General features: G+C 70.3%; 20 protein-coding genes. 11 read left to right on the top strand and 9 right to left on the bottom strand.

Features of this window, described 5'->3' with window-relative positions:
* Positions 1–20 precede the first annotated feature (20 nt).
* The 6 genes from rlmH to ASE76_RS09185 form a co-directional block, all read right to left on the bottom strand.
* On the bottom strand, positions 21–488 hold the full coding sequence (rlmH, locus tag ASE76_RS09210; protein ID WP_055838095.1) for a 23S rRNA (pseudouridine(1915)-N(3))-methyltransferase RlmH: 468 nt from the start codon (positions 486–488) through the stop codon (positions 21–23).
* A 14-nt stretch (positions 489–502) separates the two neighbouring features.
* Positions 503–1381 (bottom strand): ribosome silencing factor, encoded by an 879-nt coding sequence (rsfS, locus tag ASE76_RS09205; RefSeq protein WP_055838092.1) that lies wholly within the window; start codon positions 1379–1381, stop codon positions 503–505.
* On the bottom strand, positions 1378–1962 hold the full coding sequence (gene nadD, locus ASE76_RS09200; protein ID WP_055839204.1) for a nicotinate-nucleotide adenylyltransferase: 585 nt from the start codon (positions 1960–1962) through the stop codon (positions 1378–1380). Before nadD ends, rsfS begins: the two co-directional genes overlap by 4 nt.
* 26 nt (positions 1963–1988) lie before the next feature.
* On the bottom strand, positions 1989–2924 hold the full coding sequence (gene hemF, locus ASE76_RS09195; protein WP_055838089.1) for an oxygen-dependent coproporphyrinogen oxidase: 936 nt from the start codon (positions 2922–2924) through the stop codon (positions 1989–1991).
* Positions 2924–4204, bottom strand: a complete 1281-nt coding sequence (gene purD / locus ASE76_RS09190) for a phosphoribosylamine--glycine ligase (protein WP_055838086.1) — start codon at positions 4202–4204, stop codon at positions 2924–2926. Before purD ends, hemF begins: the two co-directional genes overlap by 1 nt.
* Before the next feature lie 85 nt (positions 4205–4289).
* Positions 4290–5015: a YebC/PmpR family DNA-binding transcriptional regulator gene (locus ASE76_RS09185; RefSeq protein ID WP_055838083.1), complete on the bottom strand. Its 726-nt coding sequence runs from the start codon at positions 5013–5015 to the stop codon at positions 4290–4292.
* A gap of 312 nt (positions 5016–5327) precedes the next feature.
* Between ASE76_RS09185 and ASE76_RS09180 the strand changes: the two genes are divergently transcribed.
* The 9 genes from ASE76_RS09180 (at position 5328) to ASE76_RS09140 (ending at position 16580) form a co-directional block, all read left to right on the top strand.
* Positions 5328–6845, top strand: a complete 1518-nt coding sequence (locus tag ASE76_RS09180) for a helicase HerA-like domain-containing protein (protein ID WP_055839201.1) — start codon at positions 5328–5330, stop codon at positions 6843–6845.
* Positions 6846–7006: 161 nt separating this feature from the next.
* A complete protein-coding gene (locus ASE76_RS09175; protein ID WP_055838080.1) occupies positions 7007–7675 on the top strand; it encodes a 2Fe-2S iron-sulfur cluster-binding protein in 669 nt (222 codons plus the stop codon).
* A complete protein-coding gene (locus ASE76_RS09170; protein WP_055838077.1) occupies positions 7672–8643 on the top strand; it encodes a xanthine dehydrogenase family protein subunit M in 972 nt (323 codons plus the stop codon). The genes ASE76_RS09175 and ASE76_RS09170 overlap by 4 nt, the downstream gene beginning before the upstream one ends.
* Before the next feature lie 19 nt (positions 8644–8662).
* The gene (locus ASE76_RS09165) at positions 8663–10870 is read left to right on the top strand and encodes a xanthine dehydrogenase family protein molybdopterin-binding subunit (RefSeq protein ID WP_055838074.1); all 2208 of its coding nucleotides are present in this window, start codon (positions 8663–8665) and stop codon (positions 10868–10870) included.
* 251 nt (positions 10871–11121) lie between these two features.
* A complete protein-coding gene (gene upp, locus ASE76_RS09160) occupies positions 11122–11763 on the top strand; it encodes a uracil phosphoribosyltransferase (protein WP_055838071.1) in 642 nt (213 codons plus the stop codon).
* Between the two features lie 78 nt (positions 11764–11841).
* Positions 11842–12849, top strand: a complete 1008-nt coding sequence (locus ASE76_RS09155) for a BMP family protein (protein ID WP_055838068.1) — start codon at positions 11842–11844, stop codon at positions 12847–12849.
* A gap of 5 nt (positions 12850–12854) precedes the next feature.
* The gene (locus ASE76_RS09150; protein WP_082448244.1) at positions 12855–14483 is read left to right on the top strand and encodes an ABC transporter ATP-binding protein; all 1629 of its coding nucleotides are present in this window, start codon (positions 12855–12857) and stop codon (positions 14481–14483) included.
* Positions 14480–15541 carry an ABC transporter permease gene (locus ASE76_RS09145; protein ID WP_055838066.1) on the top strand — a complete coding sequence of 354 codons (1062 nt, stop codon included), beginning with the start codon at positions 14480–14482 and terminating at the stop codon, positions 15539–15541. The genes ASE76_RS09150 and ASE76_RS09145 overlap by 4 nt, the downstream gene beginning before the upstream one ends.
* Positions 15542–15653: 112 nt before the next feature.
* A complete protein-coding gene (locus tag ASE76_RS09140; protein WP_055838062.1) occupies positions 15654–16580 on the top strand; it encodes an ABC transporter permease in 927 nt (308 codons plus the stop codon).
* A gap of 112 nt (positions 16581–16692) precedes the next feature.
* Here ASE76_RS09140 and ASE76_RS09135 read toward each other — a convergent pair whose 3' ends face one another.
* The gene (locus ASE76_RS09135) at positions 16693–16938 is read right to left on the bottom strand and encodes a hypothetical protein (protein WP_055838061.1); all 246 of its coding nucleotides are present in this window, start codon (positions 16936–16938) and stop codon (positions 16693–16695) included.
* A gap of 408 nt (positions 16939–17346) precedes the next feature.
* Between ASE76_RS09135 and ASE76_RS09130 the strand changes: the two genes are divergently transcribed.
* Both ASE76_RS09130 and ASE76_RS09125 read left to right on the top strand, forming a co-directional pair.
* Positions 17347–18633: an amidohydrolase family protein gene (locus ASE76_RS09130; protein WP_055838058.1), complete on the top strand. Its 1287-nt coding sequence runs from the start codon at positions 17347–17349 to the stop codon at positions 18631–18633.
* A 178-nt stretch (positions 18634–18811) separates the two neighbouring features.
* Positions 18812–19021 (top strand): hypothetical protein, encoded by a 210-nt coding sequence (locus tag ASE76_RS09125; RefSeq protein WP_055838054.1) that lies wholly within the window; start codon positions 18812–18814, stop codon positions 19019–19021.
* A 27-nt stretch (positions 19022–19048) separates the two neighbouring features.
* On the opposite strand, the gene ASE76_RS09120 is transcribed toward ASE76_RS09125, so the two are convergent.
* Complete coding sequence (locus tag ASE76_RS09120; protein WP_055838052.1) at positions 19049–20167, bottom strand: diguanylate cyclase; 1119 nt, start codon at positions 20165–20167, stop codon at positions 19049–19051.
* Positions 20164–21396 carry a cystathionine gamma-synthase family protein gene (locus ASE76_RS09115; protein ID WP_055838048.1) on the bottom strand — a complete coding sequence of 411 codons (1233 nt, stop codon included), beginning with the start codon at positions 21394–21396 and terminating at the stop codon, positions 20164–20166. The genes ASE76_RS09120 and ASE76_RS09115 overlap by 4 nt, the downstream gene beginning before the upstream one ends.
* Positions 21397–21424: the final 28 nt, after the last annotated feature.

Genomic DNA, 21424 nt, shown 5'->3' with positions numbered 1-21424 from the left:
GGGCGCGACCGGCGGGCCGGCTATTCGCGGTGGTAGGGATGCGCCGCGTTGACCGACCAGGCACGGTAGAGCTGCTCGATCAGCAGCACCCGGGCGAAGGCATGCGGCAGGGTCATGTCGGAGAGGCGGATCGACTCGTGCGCGGACCGGCGGAAATCCGGATCGAGCCCGTCGGGCCCGCCGATCACCAGCGCCACGTCGTCCCCGCCCAGCTGCCACTGCTGCAGCCGCGCGGCCAGGGCGACGGTGGTGAGCGCGGTGCCCCGCTCGTCCAGCACCACGGTGCGGGTGCCGCGGGGAATGGCAGCCTCGATCCGGGCGCGCTCGGCGGCATAGAGCGTCTCGAGCGACTTGGAGCCGCGCGGTTCGGTCTTGACCGCCTTCAGCTCCACCTTGATCTCGGGCGGGAACCGCTTGGCGTAATCGTCGTAGGCCGTCTGCGCCCAGGCGGGCACCCGCTGGCCCACGGCCACGATGAAGACCTTCACCCCCGGCTACCGGATCAGATGCGAGACCACTTCTTCGGCGCCGGCTTGCTCGACGTGGCCCGCGAAGGCTTCTTGGCGGCAGCCGTGGGGGACGCGGTCTTGGCGGCGGCCGCACGGCCGGCCGTCTTGGCGCTCGGGCGCGCGCGCGGCGCGGCCGCGGCAGCGGATTTCGACGGCGGACGCACGGTGGGCTTGACCACCAGCACCTGCATCGGCTTGGCGTCCTGGCCGGCCACCGACTTGGCGGGCGCCTTCTTGGCCACGACCTTCTTGGCGGGCACATTGACCGCGGCGGTCTTCACCGCCTTGACGGCCGCTGGCCGGGTGGAGGTGGACCGCGTCGCAGGCGCCTTGGCAGCTGGAGTCTTCGCCGCAGCCGTCTTGCCGGCCGCAGTCTTGGCAGCGCCCGTCGCCGCCTTCACCGACGGCTTGCCCGGCTTGCGCGCCGCGACTTCCGGTGCGGCGGCTGCCTTGCGGGTGCGCTTCGGCTTTGCTTCCGGCTGCGCCGGCTTGGCGGCGCCCAGCTTGAGGCGCACCGGCGTCTCGCCCCACAGTTCTTCCAGGTGGTAGTACTGGCGGATCGCCGGCTGCATGATGTGCGCCACGGCGGGGCCGCAGTCGACGATGATCCATTCGCCGTTGTCTTCACCTTCGACGCGGGGCTTGCCGAAGCCGGCTTCGCGCACCGCATCGCGCACGCTGGCGGCCAGCGCCTTGGTCTGGCGGTTGGAGCTTCCCGAGGCCACGATCACCCGCTCGAACAGGGGCGAGAGGTTCTCGGTGTTGAACACCTGGATATCCTGCGCCTTGACGTCTTCGAGGCCATCGACGATGGCGCGCTGAAGTTTCTGGACGTCCTTCTTGGCGGTGGTTTCCGTTTTGGTGGTGCTCATCGGTTGGTTCGGTAAAGGTGATGTCGGTCAATATAGCCTGCAACGACAGGCGGGACCAGAAGGTCGATCCCCCGGTGCTCGGCTACGCGCTGGCGAATGTCGGTGGCGCTGATGTCCTGCGCGGGCAGTGCGATCTGCCGGATGCGGGCGCCGGGCAGGCGTTCCGCATGAAAAACATCGCTGGTGCTCGTCGCATTTGGACGTCCAGCTATTGAAATTATAGCAATGCGGACGATCTCCTCCCAGGCGTGCCAGGTGCCGAGCCGCGCGGCCTGGTCGGCGCCCATCACCAGGAACAGCGCGGCGCCCGGATTCTCGGCCGCCAGCTCGTTCAGCGTATCGGCCGTGTAGGTGGGGCCGGGCCGGCGCATCTCGCGGTCGTCGACGGTGATGTGCGGCTCCCCCACGAAGGCCGCGCGGACCATGGCCAGCCGGTCTTCGGCAGGGCTCAGCGTCCGGGTCTTGTGCCACGCATGGCCGGTCGGGAACACGTGCAGGCAGTCCAGCCCGAGCTGCGCTACCGCGGCCTGCGCGAGTGCGACATGCGCCCGGTGCGGCGGGTCGAACGCGCCGCCGAACATGCCGATCCGGCGCGGGGCGGAGGCGCTCACACCCAGTCCCGCGCCGGCAGGAAGTGCGTGGTCAGCGCCGCCTCGGGCGACCCTGGCTCGGGGCGGTAGTCGTAGCGCCAGGTGGTCAACGGCGGCATCGAGAGCAGGATCGATTCGGTGCGCCCGCCCGACTGCAGGCCGAAGTGGGTGCCCCGGTCCCAGACCAGGTTGAACTCGACATAGCGGCCGCGGCGGTAGAGCTGGAAGTCACGCTCGCGCTCGCCGTAGGCCGTGTCCTGGCGCCGCGCCACCAGCGGCAGGTAGGCGGCCAGGAACGCATCGCCCACCGCCTGCACCATCGCCTGGCTGCGCTCGGCGCCCAGCTCGGCGAAATCGTCGAAGAAGATGCCGCCGATGCCGCGCGCTTCCTGCCGGTGCTTCAGGAAGAAATACCGGTCGCACCATTCCTTGAAGCGCGGGTACTTGTCTTCGCCGAAGGGCGCCAGCGCGTCGCGGCAGGTGGCGTGGAAGTGGCGCGCATCGTCTTCGAAGCCGTAGCACGGCGTGAGGTCCATGCCGCCGCCGAACCAGCAGACCGGCACCTCGCCGGGATGGCCGGCCGCGATCATCCGGACGTTCATATGCACCGCCGGCACATACGGGTTGCGGGGGTGGAAGACCAGCGACACGCCCATCGCCTCGAACGGCGCGCCGGCCAGTTGCGGCCGGTGCTCGGTGGCCGAGGGCGGCAGCCGCGGGCCGCGCACGTGGGAGAAGCCGCAGCCGGCCCGCTCGAACACCGCGCCCCCTTCCAGGATGCGGGTGATGCCCTCGCCCTGCAGCGGCTCATCGGCCGCCTTCTGCCACGGATCGGTGACGAAGGCGGCGGTGCCGCCGGCCTCGGCCTCGATCGCCTCCAGGGCCGACACGATGCGCCCTTGCAGGCCCACCAGGTAGGCGCGCATCTGCCCGGCCGAGTCCGTGACCGCCATCAACCGCGCAGGGCCCTGAAGCCGATGTCGCGGCGGTACTGCGCGCCGTCGAAATGCACGCCGCGGGCCACGTCGTAGGCACGCTGCTGCGCCTGGCGCACGTTGTCGGCCAGCACGGTCACGCAGAGCACCCGGCCGCCGGAGGTCTTGACCACGCCGTCCTCCAGCACGGTGCCAGCGTGGAACACCATCGCATCGTCCTCGTCGTCGGGCAGTCCGTGGATGGCGTCGCCCTTGCGCGGGTCCAGCGGGTAGCCGTGCGCGGCCATCACCACGCCCAGCGCCACGCGGCGGTCCCACTGCAGCTCGACCTGATCCAACCGGCCTTCGGCGGCTGCCAGCAGCACTTCGGAGAGATCGCTTTTCAGGCGCATCACGATCGGCTGCGTCTCGGGATCGCCCATGCGACAGTTGAATTCGAGCGTCTTGGGCTTGCCCTGCGCATCGATCATCAGCCCGGCGTAGAGGAAACCGGTGTAGGGGATACCGTCCTTTTCCATCCCGCGGATCGTCGGCAGGATGATCTCGCGCATCGCGCGGGCGTGCACGTCGGCCGTCACCACCGGTGCCGGCGAATATGCGCCCATGCCGCCGGTGTTGGGGCCCTGGTCGCCGTCCTGCAGACGCTTGTGGTCCTGGCTGGTGGCCAGGGCGGTGACGTTCCTGCCGTCGCACAGCACGATGAAACTGGCTTCCTCGCCCTGCAGGAACTCCTCGATCACCACCCGCGCGCCGCCTGCGTTGTGCACCACGCCGAACTTGTTGTCGGCCAGCATGAAGTCGATCGCCTCGTGCGCCTCGGCCAGGCTCATCGCCACCACCACGCCCTTGCCCGCGGCCAGGCCGTCGGCCTTCACCACGATCGGCGCGCCCCTGGCGTCCACATAGGCGTGGGCCGCGGCGGCGTCGGTGAAGGTGTCGTACTCGGCCGTCGGAATGCCGTGGCGCTGCATGAAGGCCTTGGAGAACGCCTTGGAGCTTTCCAGCTGCGCGGCCGCCCGGGTCGGGCCGAAGACCTTCAGGCCGTGGGCGCGGAACTCGTCCACCACGCCGGCGGCCAGGGGAGCCTCGGGGCCGACCACCGTCAGGCCGATCTTCTCGGCCTGCGCCCAGGCGCGCAGCGCCTGCACGTCGGTGATCGCGATGTTTTCCAGCTGCGCGTCGCGGGCGGTGCCGCCGTTGCCGGGCGCCACGAAGACCTTCTGCACCTTGGGCGACTGCGCCAGCTTCCAGGCCAGGGCGTGTTCGCGGCCACCGCCGCCGATGACGAGAACCTTCATGCCGCACCTCCGGTCGCACCACCACGAGAACCGGCTTCGCGCACGGCAGGAAAGAGCGCATCCGCGCCACGGAAAGAGAGAAGGTTCATTCGGAAATCGCTGCGTTGTGAAAGACGGCCTGCACGTCGTCGATGTCTTCGAGGGCGTCGAGCAGCTTCTGCATCCGGACGGCGTCTTCGCCGGCCAGGTCGATCGTGTTCTCGCCGCGCATGGTGACTTCCGCCATGTCGGCGGCGAGGCCGGCGGCCTCCAGGGCGTTCTTCACCGCCTCGAACTCGGCGGGCGCCGACAGCACCTCGATCGCGCCGTCGTCGTCGGTCACGACATCGTCGGCTCCGGCCTCCAGCGCGACCTCCATCACCTTGTCCTCGTCGGTGCCGGGCGCGAAGACCAGCTGGCCCACATGCCTGAACTGGAAGGCCACCGAGCCTTCGGTGCCCATGTTGCCGCCGTACTTGCTGAACGCGTGGCGCACGTCGGCCACGGTGCGCACCCGGTTGTCGGTCATGGTGTCGACGATGATGGCGGCGCCGCCGATGCCGTAGCCCTCGTAGCGGATCTCCTCGTAGTTCACGCCTTCGAGGTTGCCGGTCGCCTTGTCGATGTTGCGCTTGATGGTGTCGGCGGGCATGTTGACCGCCTTGGCCTTGTCGACCGCCAGCCGCAGCCGCGGGTTGATGCCCAGGTCACCGCCACCGGCGCGTGCGGCCACCATGATTTCCCGGATGACGCGTGTCCAGACCTTCCCGCGCTTCTCGTCCTGCCGCCCCTTGCGGTGCTGGATGTTCGCCCATTTACTGTGTCCGGCCATGCTTGGTATCTCTTCTAGTGATGCAGAGGGTCGCCCGGGGTCCGGGCCATGCGCGATTTTACCTTTCGGCCTGCCGCGACCGCCCGCATCGCACGCAGCCGGGCGGTCGGATGCGCTGCCGGTCGAAGGCCGCACCGCTCCGCGGCGAAACGCACGAGGATACTGGATATTTCTACAGCTTTTGCATGGTGGTGGCGCCCATGGCGTACCAGCGTCCACCGAAGACGGGCGCGCCGATTGGTGCGCGGAGCCGAGCTTGCCGGCCGGCACCCGCTGGCTACACTGGCGCCCCACCCGTCTTCGAGAATGCCGATGGCCTCTGCCCTTCCGCCCCTGACCATCGCGCGCAACGCCGATGCCACGTTCGACATGCTGCCCGCCCTGGCCAACCGGCACGGGCTGATCACCGGGGCCACCGGCACCGGCAAGACGGTCACGCTGCAGACCCTGGCCGAGCAGTTCTCCCGCATCGGCGTGCCCGTCTTCATGGCCGACGTGAAGGGCGATTTGGCCGGCGTCGCCGAGCCGGGCCGCATCGGCGAGAAGCTGCGCGCGGTGCTGGAGAGCCGCGGCATCGCGCCGCCGGAGCCGGCCGCCTGCCCGGTGACCTTCTGGGACGTGTTCGGGCAGAGCGGCCACCCGGTGCGGGCCACCGTATCCGACCTGGGCCCGCTGCTGCTCGGCCGCATGCTCGACCTGAACGACACCCAGGCCGGCGTGCTCAACATCGTCTTCCGGATCGCCGACGACCAGGGCCTGCTGCTGCTCGACCTGAAGGACCTCCGGGCGATGCTGCAGCACGTGGCCGACCAGGCCGCCGACTACAAGACCAGTTACGGCAACGTGAGCGCCGCCAGCGTCGGCGCGATCCAGCGCGGCCTGCTGCAGATCGAGAGCCAGGGCGGCGACCGCTTCTTCGGCGAGCCGATGCTCGACATCCAGGACCTGCTGCAGACCCGCGACGGCCGCGGCGTGGTCAACCTGCTGGCGGCCGACCGGCTGATGCAGTCGCCCCGTCTCTACGCGACGTTCCTGCTGTGGCTGCTGTCGGAGCTGTTCGAGCAACTGCCCGAGATCGGCGATCCCGACAAGCCCAAGCTGGTCTTCTTCTTCGACGAGGCCCACCTGCTGTTCGACGGCGCGCCCAAGGTGCTGGTCGAGCGGATCGAGCTGGTGGTGCGCCTGGTGCGCTCGAAGGGCGTGGGCGTGTACTTCGTCACCCAAAATCCGCTGGACATTCCCGACAGCGTGCTGGCCCAGCTGGGCAACCGGGTGCAGCATGCCCTGCGCGCCTTCACCCCGCGCGACCAGAAGGCGGTGCGCGCCACCGCCCAGACGATGCGGCAGAAGCCGGGCCTGGACATCGAAGCGGCGATCACCGAGCTGCAGGTGGGCGAAGCGCTGATCAGCCTGCTCGATGCGCAGGGCCGGCCGTCGGTGACCGACCGCGCCTTCGTATTGCCGCCGGCCAGCCTGCTCGGACCTATCGCGCCCGAGCGCCGCGCCCAGTTGATGGCGCAGTCCCTGGTCGCCGGCGTATACGAGAAGGCGGTCGACCGGGTGTCGGCCTACGAGATGCTGCGCGACCGCACCGCCACCGCGGCGCAGCCGATGCCGGGCAGCACCGGCGCGGCCGGCAAGACCGGAGACGGCGGACTGATGGGCGGCCTGCACGACGTGCTGTTCGGCAGCACCGGGCCGCGCGGCGGCAAGCGCGACGGGCTGGCGCAGTCGATGGCCAAGTCGGCCGTGCGCACCATGGGCACCACCGTCGGCCGCGAAATCATCCGCGGCGTGCTCGGCAGCCTGTTCGGCGGCCGCAAGCGGTAGCCGGCCCGCCGGGTGGCCGGGCGGACCACCGGGCGATGCACGCGGGGTGGCGTCCGTTGCGCCGGGACGAAAATGTCCTACAGCGCCACGCAAGTGCCGGTCCTTATCGTGGGGAAAGGGATTCATCCGAGTCCTTCCCCACGATAAAAGACAGGATCACCATGGCTTCCTCGCTCCCAGCCGTTCCGGTTCGCCGGCGCACGGTGCTGCAGTCTACCGTCTGCGCCAGCGCCGCGGGCGTGCTGGTCGGAACGGCAGACAGTGCTTCCGGCCAGACCGCTGCAGTACCCGCCCCCGCTCCCGTAGCACCCGACGGCCCGACCCTGCCGGTGCGCCTCACGGTCAACGGCAAGGAGCATGCGCTCCAGCTCGATCCCCGCACCTCCCTGCTCGACACCCTGCGCGAGCACATCCACCTCACCGGCACCAAGAAGGGCTGCGACCATGGCCAGTGCGGTGCCTGCACCGTGCTGGTCAACGGCGAGCGGATCAACTCCTGCCTGACCCTGGCCGTGATGCACGACGGCGACAAGGTCACCACCGTCGAAGGCCTGGCCAGTGGCCAGCAACTGCACCCGATGCAGCAGGCCTTCATCGACAACGACGGCTTCCAGTGCGGCTACTGCACCCCCGGCCAGATCTGCTCGGCTGTCGGCATGCTCGACGAAGCCCGCCGCGGCATGCCGAGCAACGTGAGCGAGAGCCTCGAAGGCAACGCCACCCTGTCCGACGCCGAAATCCGCGAGCGCATGAGCGGCAACCTGTGCCGCTGCTCGGCCTATCCCAACATCGTCGCGGCCATCCGCGTCGTCGCGAAAGGCCAGGCATGAAACAGTTCAGCTACGACCGCGCCGACTCGATCGAGTCCGCCGCGCAGATGCTCGCATCGCGCCCCGACACCAAGCTGATCGCGGGCGGCACCAACCTGCTCGACCTGATGAAGCTGCAGATCGAGACACCGGCCCACCTGGTCGACGTGAGCCGCCTGCCGCTGGCCGGCATCGACGCGACGCCTGAAGGCGGTGTACGGATCGGCGCGATGGTGCGCAACTCGGCGCTGGCGGCCGACCCGCGCATCCGGCGCGACTACCCGCTCCTGAGCCGGGCCCTGCTCTCCGGCGCGTCGGCCCAGTTGCGCAACAAGGCGACCACCGGCGGCAACCTGTTGCAGCGCACCCGGTGCCCGTATTTCTACGACACCCACATGCCCTGCAACAAGCGCAAGCCCGGCAGTGGGTGCGCGGCCATCGGCGGCGTGAACCGGATCCACGCGATCCTGGGCGCGAGCGAGGCCTGCATCGCTGTGCATCCATCCGACATGGCGGTGGCGATGCACGCGCTGGATGCGCAGGTCGAGACCCACGGCCCCTCGGGCCGCCGCACCATCCCGATCGCCGACTTCCACCGCCTGCCCGGCAACGAGCCGGAGCGCGACAGCAACCTGGGGCCGCAGGACGTCATCACCGCTGTGGTGCTGCCCGCACCGGTGGGCGGACGACAGATCTACCGCAAGGTACGCGACCGCGCTTCCTACGCCTTCGCGCTGATCTCGGTCGCCGCCATCGTGCAGCCGCAGGGCGGCAAGACCGGCAGCGTGCTGGCGCTAGGCGGCGTGGCGCACAAGCCCTGGCGACAGCCGGCCGCGGAAGCGGCGATACGCGACGGTTCGGCCGGCAAATGGACCGCCGCCACCGATGCACTGCTCGCCGGCGCCAAGGGCCAGGGCCACAACGATTTCAAGATTCCGCTCGTGCGCCGCACCGTGACCGCCGTGCTCGACGAAGCGACCCGCGCCTGAGCGCGACCGAAGGAACCCCATGGAAATCAGCCAACACATTCCGCGCAACGCGCTGGACGACAACGCCGCAGGCACCGTCGGCAAATCGATCAGCCGCGTCGACGGCAGGCTCAAGGTCACCGGGCAGGCCCCCTATGCGGCCGAGTACCACGAGGTGCAGGCGGCCTACGGCTGGATCGTCGGCTCGGCCATCGGCAAGGGCAGCATCGCGTCGATCGACGCATCGGCGGTGCGCAGGATGCCCGGCGTCCTGCTGGTGCTGACGCACGAGAACGTCGCCCGGCAGGGCAAGGGCAAGCACGCCAAGGCGCAGCTGGTGGGCCGCGAGATCCACCACTACGGTCAGCCGGTCGCCCTGGTCGTGGCCCGCAGCTTCGAGCAGGCACGCGACGCCGCGGCGGCGCTGACGGTGAAGTACGCCGACGACAGCAAGGCCAAGGGCCGTTTCGACCGCGAGACCATCGTCGACACCGCGCGCAAGCCCAAGGCCTCGGACCCGAGCCAGCCGGTCGATACCGCCGTCGGCAAGTTCGACCCCGCCTTCGACAAGGCCGAAGTCAGGACCGACGTGACCTACACCACGCCCGACCAGTCGCACGCCGCCATGGAGCCGCACGCGACCATCGCCGAGTGGAAGGACGGCGCCCTGACGGTACACACCGCCAACCAGATGCCGCACTGGGCGGTCGAAGGCCTCTCCGGCGTGCTGAAGATCCCCAAGGACAAGGTCCGCGTCGTCACGCCGTATATCGGTGGCGGATTCGGCGGCAAGCTCGACGTGTGCAACGAGGCGGTGCTGGCCGCGCTGGCCGCGCGCAAGCTCGACATGCCGGTGAAGGTGGTGCAGTCGCGCCAGCAGGTGTTCTTCAACACCTCGCGCCGCAGCGAGACGGTGCAGCGCCTGCGCCTGGGCGCGCACCGCGACGGCACCCTGGTGGCGGTCGGCCACGACACCTGGAGCGACAACCTGCCCGACGAGAGCACCTACGAGCCTGCCGGCCTGGGCACGCGGATGCTCTACGCCGCACCCAACCGCGAGACCACCCACCGCCTGGCCGTGCTCGACAAGGTGGCCGCTGCCGCGATGCGGGCACCCGGCGAAGCCGTCGGCATGCTGGCGCTCGAGAACGCGATGGACGAACTGGCCCACAGCCTGGGCATGGACCCGGTCGCCTTGCGGATCAAGAACGAGCCGTCGCAGGACCCCGAGAAGAAGGTGCCCTTTTCCAGCCGCAGCCTGGTGGCCTGCCTGGAAGACGGCGCCCGCCGCTTCGGCTGGTCGCGCCGCAGCGCGCAACCGCGCCAGCAGCAGGACGGCCGCTGGTGGGTCGGCATGGGCGTGGCCGCGGCGGTGCGGGCCAATCCGCTGATGAAGTCCAAGGCACGGGTGCAGCTGCAGGAATCGGGCAACGTGCTGGTGCAGACCGCCATGACCGACATCGGAACCGGCACCTACACGATCCTGTCGCAGATCGCGGCAGATTTGCTGGGCGTGCCGCTCGACAAGGTCAAGGTCGAGCTGGGCGACACGCTCTACCCGGCCGGTGCCGGGTCGGGCGGCTCCTGGGGCGCCGGCAGCTCGGGCAGTTCGGTGTACGACGCCTGCATGAAGATCCGGGCCCAGCTCGCCCAGCGCGCCGGCATGGTGCCCGACAAGGCCACCATCGCCAACGGCGCCCTCACCGACGGGGCCCAGACGGTGCCGGTGGTCGATCTTGCCTGGCGGGGCGCGGTCGAGGCCATCGGCGAAGTGGCGCCCGGCCAGAACGAGAAGACGCACAGCCAAGCCGGCTACGGTGCGCACTTCGTCGAGGTGGGCGTCAACATGGACACCTACGAGGTACGGGTGCGCCGCATGCTCGGCGTGTTCGCCGCCGGCCGCATCCTCAACGAGAAGACGGCACGTTCCCAGTGCATCGGCGGCATGATCTTCGGCGTCGGTGCCGCGCTGCACGAGGAGCTGGTGACCGACAAGCGCTACGGCTCGTTCATCAACCACGACCTGGCCGAGTACCACGTGCCGGTGCATGCCGACATCCCCGACATCGAAGTGGTGTTCCTGCCCGAACTCGACGAGTGGTCGAACCCGCTGAAGAGCAAGGGCATCGGCGAGCTGGGCATCTCCGGTGCCGGCGCCGCGGTGACCAACGCGATCTACAACGCCTGCGGCATCCGGGTGCGCGACTATCCGGTCACGCTGGACAAGCTTCTGAAGCAGGCCGCCTGAGGCACGGCATGGCGCCGCTCCGCGGCCCCGCCACGAGGCCGGCGACCCGAAAAGGTCGCCGGCCTTTTTCGCGTCCGGGCGGCGCGCACCCCCGTGCTATCCTGCGCCGCCCCGAATTTCCGGACCGTTTCCGACCAAACGGTCCACTCTGGCATGCCGCTTGCGTCATCCCGCACCAGACGCCCTTGTCTGGTGCGGCGGCCGACCCGGCACTACCCTCCCCCGCCCCGCATCCCACAAGGACACACCCCATGCCCACCACATCGCCCAACCTCCACGTCATCTCGCATCCGCTGGTGCAGCACAAGCTGACCCTGATGCGCAAGAAGGACACCAGCACCAACGGCTTTCGCCGGCTGGTGGGCGAGGTAAGCACGCTGATGGCCTACGAGGTGACCCGCGACATGGCCCTGCAGGACGTCGAGATCGAGACGCCGATGGAGACCATGCTGGCGCCGATGATCGACGGCAAGAAGCTGGTGCTCGTCTCGATCCTGCGGGCCGGCACCGGCATCCTCGACGGGATGATGGCGGTCGTGCCCGGCGCCCGCGTCGGCCACATCGGCATGTACCGCGATCCCGACACGCTGCAGCCGGTCGAGTACTACTTCAAGATGCCCGCCGAGACCGAGGAGCGCGACCTGATCGTGGTCGACCCGATGCTCGCCACCGGCAACTCGGCCATCCTCGCCATCGACCGGTTGAAGAAGCTCAACCCCAAGTCGATCAAGTTCGTCTGCCTGCTCACCTGCCCCGAAGGCGTGGCCGCGATGCAGGCCGCCCATCCCGACGTGCCGATCTACACCGCTGCGGTCGACCGCCAGCTCGACAGCCACGGCTACATCCTGCCGGGCCTGGGCGACGCGGGCGACCGTATTTTTGGAACCAAGTAGGGCCGCAGCCGTCGATGGTCGACGGCCGGCAGCTCTGCTTTCGATAGCAAACGCAGGTTTGCGACAGGAGCCCCGCCGATGACCGACCGCCGCCGTTTCCTCCACCACGCCGCCGCCGTGGCCGCCGTCCTCGCGGCCGCAGTGCCGGGCCTCTCGCTCGCACAGGGTGCAGCCAGGCTCAAGGTGGCCGCGATCTACACCGTGCCGTACGAACAGCAGTGGGTCAGCCGGATCCACAAGGCGCTGAAGGCGGCCGAGGCCCGCGGCGAGATCGAATACAAATCCAGCGAGAACGTTGCCAACGCCGACTACGAGCGAGTGATGCGCGAGTACGCTACCGGCGGCAACCAGCTGGTCTTCGGCGAGGTGTTCGGGGTGGAGGCCGCGGCCCGCAAGGTGGCCAAGGACTTCCCCAAGACGGCCTTCGTCATGGGCTCGTCGGGCAAGCCGGCGGCCCCCAACTTCTCGGTGTTCGACAACTACATCCAGGAGCCCGCCTACCTGAGCGGCATGGTCGCCGGCGGCATGACCAAGAGCAACCGCATCGGCATGGTCGGCGGCTTTCCGATCCCCGAGGTCAACCGGCTGATGCAGGCGTTCATGGCCGGCGCGAAGGAGACCAACCCGAAGGTCGAGTTCAGCATCAGCTTCATCAACAGCTGGTTCGATCCGCCCAAGGCCAAGGAAGCCACCTTCGCGATGATCGACAAGGGCGCCGACGTGCTCTATGCGGAGCGCTTCGGCGTGAGCGACGCCGCCAAGGAGCGCGGCAAGCTGGCCATCGGCAACGTCATCGACACCCAGGCGCAGTACCCCGACACGGTGGTCGCGTCGGCCCTGTGGCACATGGAGCCGTCGGTCGACCGCGCCATCGCCCTGGTCAAGGCGGGCACGTACAAGGCCGAGGACTACGGCCCGTATTCGACGATGCAGCACAAGGGTGCGTCGCTCGCGCCGTTCGGCACCTTCGAGAAGAAGATCCCGGCCGACATCGTGGCCAAGGTGCGGGCCCGGGAGGCCGACATCCTGGCCGGCAGGTTCGCCGTGAAGGTGGACGACAGCCAGCCCAAGTCCACCGCGAAGTGAGCGGGATGCAGGTCGCCGCGGCCGCCGGGCCGGCGGCGCAGCACGCGCGCCGCGCCGGTACCGGCGGCGCGCCGGTGCTGCGGCTGCAGGGCATCACCAAGCGCTTCGGCACCGTGGTCGCCAACGACGACGTGTCGCTGGCGCTGCATGCCGGCGAGGTGCTGGCGCTGCTGGGCGAGAACGGCGCCGGCAAGTCGACGCTGATGTCCATCCTCTTCGGCCACTACCGGGCCGATGCCGGCAGCATCGAAGCCTTCGGCCGGCCGCTCGCGCCGGGCCAACCGCAGGCGGCGCTGGACGCGGGCATCGGCATGGTGCACCAGCACTTCACCCTGGCCGACAACCTCTCGGTGCTCGACAACGTGGTGCTGGGCACCGAGCCGCTGTGGTGGCCGTTCTCGCGCCGGTCGGCGGCGCGGCAGCGGCTGCAGGCGGTGGGCGAGCGTTTCGGCCTGCGGGTGGACCCGGACGCGCGCATCGGCGCGCTCTCGGTCGGCGAGCGGCAGCGGGTCGAGATACTCAAGGCGCTCTACCGCGGCGCCCGCATCCTGATCCTGGACGAACCGACCGCGGTGCTCACGCCGCAGGAGAGCGAATCGCTCTTCGCCACCCTGGCGCAGATGGTGGCGCAGGGCCTGTCGGTGATCTTCATCAGCCACAAGCTGGCCGAGGTGCTGCGCGTGTCCGACCGGCTGGCGGTGCTGCGCGGCGGCCGGCTGGTGGCAGAGGCGCCGGCGGCCGGCACCAGCGCCGCCCAGCTCGCCGCCTGGATGGTGGGCCGGGCGCTGCAGCCCGCCGGACAGCGGCCCGCCACGGCGGTCGGCGCGCCGGTCTGCACGCTGGAGGCGGTGCATACCGCCGGCAGCGCGCGCGACCGGCTGCGCGGCGTGTCGCTGCAGTTGCGGCGCGGCGAGATCGTCGCGGTGGCGGGCGTCTCGGGCAACGGCCAGGTGGCACTGGCCGAGCTGCTCTGCGGCACCCGCCGCGCAGTGGCCGGCCGGGCCCTGCTGGGCGACGGTCCGCTGCCGCCCTCCCCCGCCCGGCTGGTGCGGCAGGGCGTGGCCCGCATCCCCGAGGACCGCCACGCCGTGGGCGTGGTGGGCGAGCTGCCGATCTGGGAGAACGCGGTTTCGGAGCGGCTGCGCGGCCGGGCGTTCTCGCGCGGCGGCTGGGTGCGACGCGCGGCGGCGCGGGCCCATGCCGCCGACATCGTGCAGGCCTTCGACGTGCGCGGCGGCGGGCCCGACACCCCGGCCCGGTCGCTCTCCGGCGGCAACATGCAGAAGCTCATCCTCGGCCGGGCGCTGCGTCCGCCGCCGGGCGACGGCGCCCCGCTGCAGCTGGTGGTGGCGCACCAGCCGACCTGGGGCCTCGACATCGGCGCGGTGGCGTACGTGCAGGCGCAGATACTCGCCGCCCGCGACGCCGGCGCCGCGGTGCTGCTGGTCTCCGACGACCTGGACGAGGTGATGGCGATGGGCGACCGCATCGCGGTGATGCACGAGGGCCGGCTGAGCGCCGCCCTGCCGGCGGCCGCCTGGAGCCGCGACACGATCGGCCTGGCGATGGCCGGCGCGGGCGCGGTGCCCGATTCGACGGCAGCCGCGCCCGCTTTTCCGGAGACCGCCGCATGAGGCTGGAAAAACGCCACCGCGCGTCGCCGCTGGCACTCGGCATCGCCTCGGTCGCCGCCATCGGCTTCACCCTGCTGGTCGGCACGCTGCTGGTGCGCTGGGCCGGCGCGCCGGTCGGACGCACCTACGCGCTGCTGCTGCAGGGCGGCTTCGGCTCGGTGTTCGCCTGGAGCGAGACGCTGACCCGGGCGGTCCCGCTGATCCTCACCGGCCTGGCCGCGGCGGTGGCGTTCCGCGCCCGGCTGTTCAACATCGGGGCCGAGGGCCAGCTGTACGCCGGCGCCCTGGCCGCGGTGGCAGTGGGCGGCCTGCACGGCGGCACCGGGCTGGAGTGGCCGGCGTGGCTGCTGTTGCCGACCATGCTGGCCGCAGCGGCGCTGGCCGGCGCCCTGCTGCTGCTGGGGCCAGCGCTGCTGAAACGCCACCTGGGCGTGGACGAGGTGGTCACGACGCTGCTGCTGAACTTCGTCGCGCTGCTGGCGGTGTCGGCCCTGCTCGACGGACCGATGAAGGACCCGACCGCCCTCGGATGGCCGCAGAGCGTGGCGCTGCAGGAGCAGGTGGAGCTGTCGAAGCTGGTGCCGCAGAACCGGGTGCACACCGGCCTGCTCATCGCCTGCGGACTGGCGGTGGCGCTGTGGCTGCTGCTGCAGCGTTCGGTGGCGGGCTTCGGCATCCGGGCGCTGGGCGCCAATCCGCGGGCGGCTGGCTTCGCGGGCGTACCGGTCACCCGCACCGTGGTGCTTGTGGCGATGCTGTCGGGCGCGCTGGCAGGCTTGGCCGGGGCGGTGGAGGTGGCGGGCCGCACCGGCTACGTCACCCTCGACATGTCGCCCGGCTACGGCTACACCGGCATCGTGATCGCGATGCTGGCCGCGCTGCATCCGCTGGGGGTGGTGGCGGCCGCGGTGTTCGTCGCGGGCGTGCAGGTGGGCGCCGACAGCATGAGCCGCGCGGTGGGCGTGCCGACCTACATCGCCGACGTGATCGTCAGCGCATCGCTGCTGTCGGTGCTGGTGGCCTCGCTCGGTGCGCAGTACCGGGTGCGCTGGCGATGAGCGGCTTTTTGCGAGCCATCCAGGGCCCGGGCCGGCGTCCCGCGCCGGCCTGCAGCTATTTTTTTCGTAGCACAGCCTTGCTGCACCACGGCGCCTCCGGTGCCGCCTTGCCATGACCGAGCTCCTCGACATCCTCGGCACCGCCGCGTTCTGGACGGCGGTGCTGCGCATCGCTACGCCGCTGGTGTTCGGCACGCTGGGCGTGCTGCTCTGCGAGCGCGCCGGCGTGCTCCACCTGGGCATCGAAGGGATCATGGTCGCCGGCGCGTTCGCCGGTTGGCTGGCGGTGTACCAGGGATTGCCGCTCTGGGGCGGCGTGGCGGTGGCGGCGCTGGTCGGAGCGGCCTTCGGATTGCTGCATGCGGCCCTCACCGTGGGGTTGGCGCTGTCGCAGCATGTGTGCGGACTGGGCATCACCCTGCTGGCGACCTCGCTCAGCTACTACGGCTACCGGGTGTCGTTCCCCAAGGTGAACACGCCGCCGACGGTCATGCCCTTCGCGCCGCTGGACCTGGGGGGCCTGCCAGTGCTGTCGGCCTCCACCGCACCGACCCTGGCCGCCCTGCTGCTGGTACCGGCCCTGGCCTGGGTGCTCTACCGCACGCCGCTCGGCCTGGCGGTGCGGATGGTGGGCGAGAACCCGCAGGCCGCCGAGAGCCAGGGCGTGCCGGTGGCGCCGGTGCGCACCGGCGCGGTCGTGGCGGGCTCGGCGCTGATGGGCGTAGCGGGGTCGTTCCTGACGCTGTCGGCGTTCAACGCCTTCTTCTTCAACATGGTCAACGGGCGGGGCTGGGTGTGCGTGGCGCTGGTGGTGTTCGCCTCGTGGCGGCCGGGCAAGGCCTTGCTGGGGGCACTGCTGTTCGCCTTCTTCGATGCGCTGCAGCTGCGGCTGCAACAGGCGGGCGGGGAGACGGTGGTGCCGTACCAGCTGTACCTGATGCTGCCCTACCTGCTGTCGATCCTGGCGCTGGTGCTGGTGGCGCGGAAGGCGGCGTATCCGCAGGCCCTGATGCGGCCGTATCGCCGGGGCGAGCGGTGACGGGATCGACATGGTCGTCGGCACGGTTCGCAGCGGGGCGTGCGCCCCCGGCCAGGGGGACCGGGCGGTCGGCCGCACCGGGCCAACCGGTCGGAATGCGGGCGGCGCTCTTCTACTGGGGAACGCCCCAGCCCGCGTCGCGCAGGGGCCCCGCCTCCGGCCCCTGCGACATCGACGTGCGCGGGCCGCGCGATCCGATGCCCATCAGGTCCAGTTCGAACACGCCGCCACCCAACGCGCCCAGGTAGCTGGAGTAGCAGATGTCGGACTTCTCGATCTCGGTCCAGGCGCCGGTACCGCCGGCATCTTCCAGCATGACCCAGCAGAACACGCCCGGTCGCGGTTCGCTGACGCTCAAGGCGATATGCCGTAATTCGTCCCTCATTTCACACTCCCCATGGTTTCCCGTATAGCTTGCACGTATGGAAATGGCCATTTCTGCAGACATTGCTGGGCCGGGAGGCAGCGTCTGCGATGACCGAAAGGCCGGTAGCGGCGAGGACGAACCGCGGTACACAACCCATCACCTGGAAACCCATTCAAACATTCTCCACATACTTTTCATCTGACGTTCATGTTTATCGCGGTGTTGTCCTACAACCACTACGACAACGGCGCGAAGGGGCACGGTCAACCGTCCCCCTCGGTCGCGCGTACCGCCGCTTGCAGGCCGCTTGCCAGAGCGGTCGCAGCATCGGCCTTCGCCCAGCCCTGTGCCGACCGCCCGTACTGGCGCCAGGTCCCCAGCCACTTAAAGTCCTCACCCATGCTCCAACTGCTCGTCACCCACGCCACCCTGCCCGACGGCCGCACCGACATGTCGATCGCGGTGCGCGACGGGCGCATCGTCGACGTCGCAGCCGGCCTGCAGGCGGACGCCGCCGAAACCCTCGACGCGCAGGGCCAGCTGGTCAGCCCGCCCTTCGTGGATGCGCATTTCCACCTGGATGCGACGCTGAGCTACGGCCTGCCCCGCGTCAATGCCAGCGGCACGCTGCTCGAAGGCATCGCGCTGTGGGGCGAGCTGAAGCCCCAGCTGACACACGAGGCGCTGGTGGAGCGTGCCCTGGCCTACTGCGATTGGGCGGTGTCGCGGGGGCTGCTGGCGATCCGCAGCCATGTCGACACCAGCGACCCGCGGCTGGTCACGGTCGCGGCGCTGCTCGACGTGCAGAAGCGGGTGGCGCCCTACCTGGATCTGCAGCTGGTCGCGTTTCCGCAGGACGGCGTGCTGCGCACCCCGGGCGGCCTGCGCAGCCTGAAGCGGGCGCTCGACATGGGGGTGCAGGTGGTCGGCGGCATCCCGCATTTCGAGCGGACGATGGCGGCCGGTGCCGAGAGCGTGCGCCTGCTCTGCGAGCTGGCGGCCGAGCGGGGCCTGCCGGTCGACATGCACTGCGACGAGACCGACGACCCGCTGTCGCGCCATATCGAGACGCTGGCCGCCGAGGCGCTGCGGCTCGGCCTGCAGGGCCGGGTGACCGGATCGCACTGCACCTCGATGCATTCGATGGACAACTACTACGTCAGCAAGCTGCTGCCCCTGCTGGCCGAGAGCGGCGTGAACGTGATCGCCAACCCGCTGATCAACATCACGCTGCAGGGCCGGCACGACACCTACCCCAAGCGCCGCGGCATGACCCGGGTCCCCGAGCTGCTGGCCCACGGCGTGCCGGTCGCCTTCGGCCAGGATTGCTGCATGGATCCCTGGTACAGCCTGGGCTCGGCCGACATGTTGGACGTGGCCCACATGGGCCTGCACGTGGCGCAGATGACCAGCCAGGCGGCGATGCGCCAGTGCTTCGAGGCGGTCACCACCACCCCGGCCCGGATCATGGGGCTGGAGGGGTACGGCCTGGTCCCGGGCTGCCACGCCGACTTCGTGTTGCTGCAGGCCCGCGACCCGGTCGAGGCCCTGCGCCTGCGCGCGACCCGCCTCAAGGTGTTCCGCCGTGGCCGGCTGCTGGCCGAGAACCCGCCGGCCACGGCCGCGCTCCACCTGCCGGGCCGACCGTCCCGGGTCGACAGGCTGCACCGGCCCGGCGGCCGCTGATGCTACGACTTCGATAGCACAAGGTCGGCGCGTAATGCCGGCCAGAAGCGCATTCGGCCCCTCATCCGGCAGGCGACGGAAAGAAGCCGACCGACAGGCGGACACACCGACCGGCCGACACGCCGTGCGTCGGCGGCGAACGGACAATCGACCCATCACCATCCCGCCGGGACCCCGCATGACCACCCCTACCCCCGCTGCCGTCGCCGAGGCAGAAAAAGCCATCGGCGCCGTTTTGGAAGACCTCGAGAACAAGACCGGCGGCGAGGTGAAAGACCTGGCGCTGGAGGACATGGTCGACATCGACCCGCAGACCGGCCAGCCGGCGGTGCAGAAAGCCGTGGAGATCACCCTGGAGCAGAAGGCCGCCAAGCGCTGGTCGCGCTGAGGCGGCCTAGTGGGCGGTCCGGACGCCCTAGACCACCAGCCCCAACGGCGGCGCTTCGGCCACGTAGCGGTTCTTGCCGGCGGTCTTCGCCTGGTACAGGGCGCGGTCGGCGCGCTGCATCGTCTGGGCCAGGGCGATGCCCGCGGCGCAACGGGCCAGGCCGATGCTGACCGACAGCGGCCGGCCGCGCACCGACATCGCGGCGATCTCGGCGACCATGCGGGCCGCGAACGCACGGACCTCGTCGTACTGCAGTCCGGCCACGATGATTCCGAACTCCTCTCCGCCCAGGCGGCCGTGGTGCTGGTCGCCGGCCACGCGGCGGATGGTTCCGGCGATGTCGACCAGCACCCCGTCCCCGACCGCATGGCCGAAGTCGTCGTTGATCTTTTTGAAGTTGTCCACGTCCAGCATCAGGCAGTAGCGGTGCACGTCGGGCCGGGCCTTCAGGTCGGCCTCCACCACCTCGAGAAAGCTGCGCCGGTTGCGGATGCCGGTCAGGAAATCGCGGTGGGCCATCCGTGCCATGTGCAGGTTGAGCCGGTGCGCACGGCGCCGCGACAGCGTCAGCAGCATGTTCACCGCGATGCCGAGGACGATGCCCGACACCATCAACAGCGCGATGCGCGACGCCTGCTCGGGGTGGCCGTTGTCGACCAGGCCCCAGTCGCACAGGATGCCCCAGCACAGCAGGTTGCTGGCGGTGTACTCGCCCATGTGGTCGTAGGCGATCGCGGTGGTCAGCCCCATCACCAAAGCCACCGGGATCGGCCAGAAATACGGGTTGCCCGTCTGCTGGATGCTGATGCGCAGGCCCACCACCACCGCCACGAGGCACAGGAACCGGCCGATGCACAGACCCGTCCAGTCGTGCCACATCAGCGTGATGGCGAAGCTCAGCAGCAGCAGCGAGTAGACCGGCGAGAGCACCGCGGTATCGGCCAGCTCGGTGCTGGTGAGCCAGTGGGTCAGCCCCAGGCTGAGGCCGCCGTAGATCTGCATGCCGAGGTTGATCGGCCAAAGTTCGCGCAGGGTGCGGCGCCGGATCTCGGCGTCTTCCTGCGGATCGGCGGGCGGGCGCAGACGGAACTCCCGCAGCAGGCCTGCTGCACCGGAGAAGGCAGCGCCGCCGCCCTCGCGGATCATCGCAGGGCCTGCTCCAGGTCGGCACGCAAGTCGGCCTCGTCTTCCAGCCCCACCGACAGCCGCACCAGGCCGTCGGCAATGCCCATGTCGGCCCGCACCGCGGCGCCCGCTTCCCAGAAGATGGTGTGGGCCACCGGGATCACCAGGCTGCGGGTGTCGCCCAGGCCGGTCGCCTTGACCGGCAGCTGTAGGCGGTCGATGAAGGGCAGGCAGTCCTCCGCGTCCTGCAGCTCGAAGGCCATCAGCCACGAGCCTGCGCCGAACAGCCGGCGCGCCAGCGCGTGCTGGGGGTGGGACGCGAGCATCGGGTAGTGCACCCGTGCCACCGCCGGATGCGCCTCCAGGAAGCCGGCCAGCGACAGCGCGGTGGCGCTCGCCTGCTTCAGCCGCAGGGTGAGCGTCTCGGCGCCAACCGCGATCGCATGGGCGTGCTGCGACGAGAGCGAGGCGCCCATGTCGCGCAGCCCTTTCTTGCGCAGCTGGGTCAGGCCCCATTGCCGCGCGTCGCCCTTGCGGTAGGGCGCGGCGATATTGGGGTAGGCGGACCAGTCGAACAGCCCGGTATCGACCAGCGCGCCGCCCAAGGCGTTGCCGTGGCCGGCGATGGTCTTGGTGAGCGAATGCAGCACCAGCCCGGCGCCGACCACCGCGGGCTTGAACAGCGCCGGCGACAGCACCGTGTTGTCGACCACGTAAAGGATGCCGCGCTCCTTGCAGAGCGCACCGATGGCTTCCAGGTCGGGAATCTGCGTGCCGGGGTTGGCGATGGTCTCGACAAAGACCATCCGCGTCTCGGGCCGCAGGGCCGCGGCGACGTGCTCGACCGCGGTGGCATCGACCCGGCTCACCGCCACGCCCAGGCCGGCGATGGTGTCGAGCACGCTGTTGGTGTTGCCGAAGACGAAGCGGCTGGCCACCAGGTGGTCGCCGGCGCGCAGCAGGGTCAGGAACAGGGCCGCGACCGCCGCCATGCCGGTCGCAAAGCTCACCGCGCCCACGCCGCCCTCCAGCCGCGCGAGCTGCGTCTCGAGCGCCGCGGTGGTCGGCGTGCCCTGGCGGGCATAGTTGTAGGCGCCCTTGAGCGTGCCCTGGAAGACGCCGATCAGGTCGTCGACCTTGTCGAAGCCGTACTGGGTGGAGACGTGGATCGAGGGGTGCACGCCGCCGTGTTCGGTGCCGAAGGCCCGGCCGGCGTGGACGATGTCGGTGGTGATGCCGCGAGAGGTCATGGTGCTGGGATCGAAGGCTGGTGCCCGG

It is taken from the genome of Xylophilus sp. Leaf220 (assembly GCF_001421705.1).
Lineage (GTDB): Bacteria > Pseudomonadota > Gammaproteobacteria > Burkholderiales > Burkholderiaceae_C > Xylophilus.
Note: the sequence above shows the minus strand (reverse complement) of the source record. Positions and strands in the feature narration are given on the sequence as shown.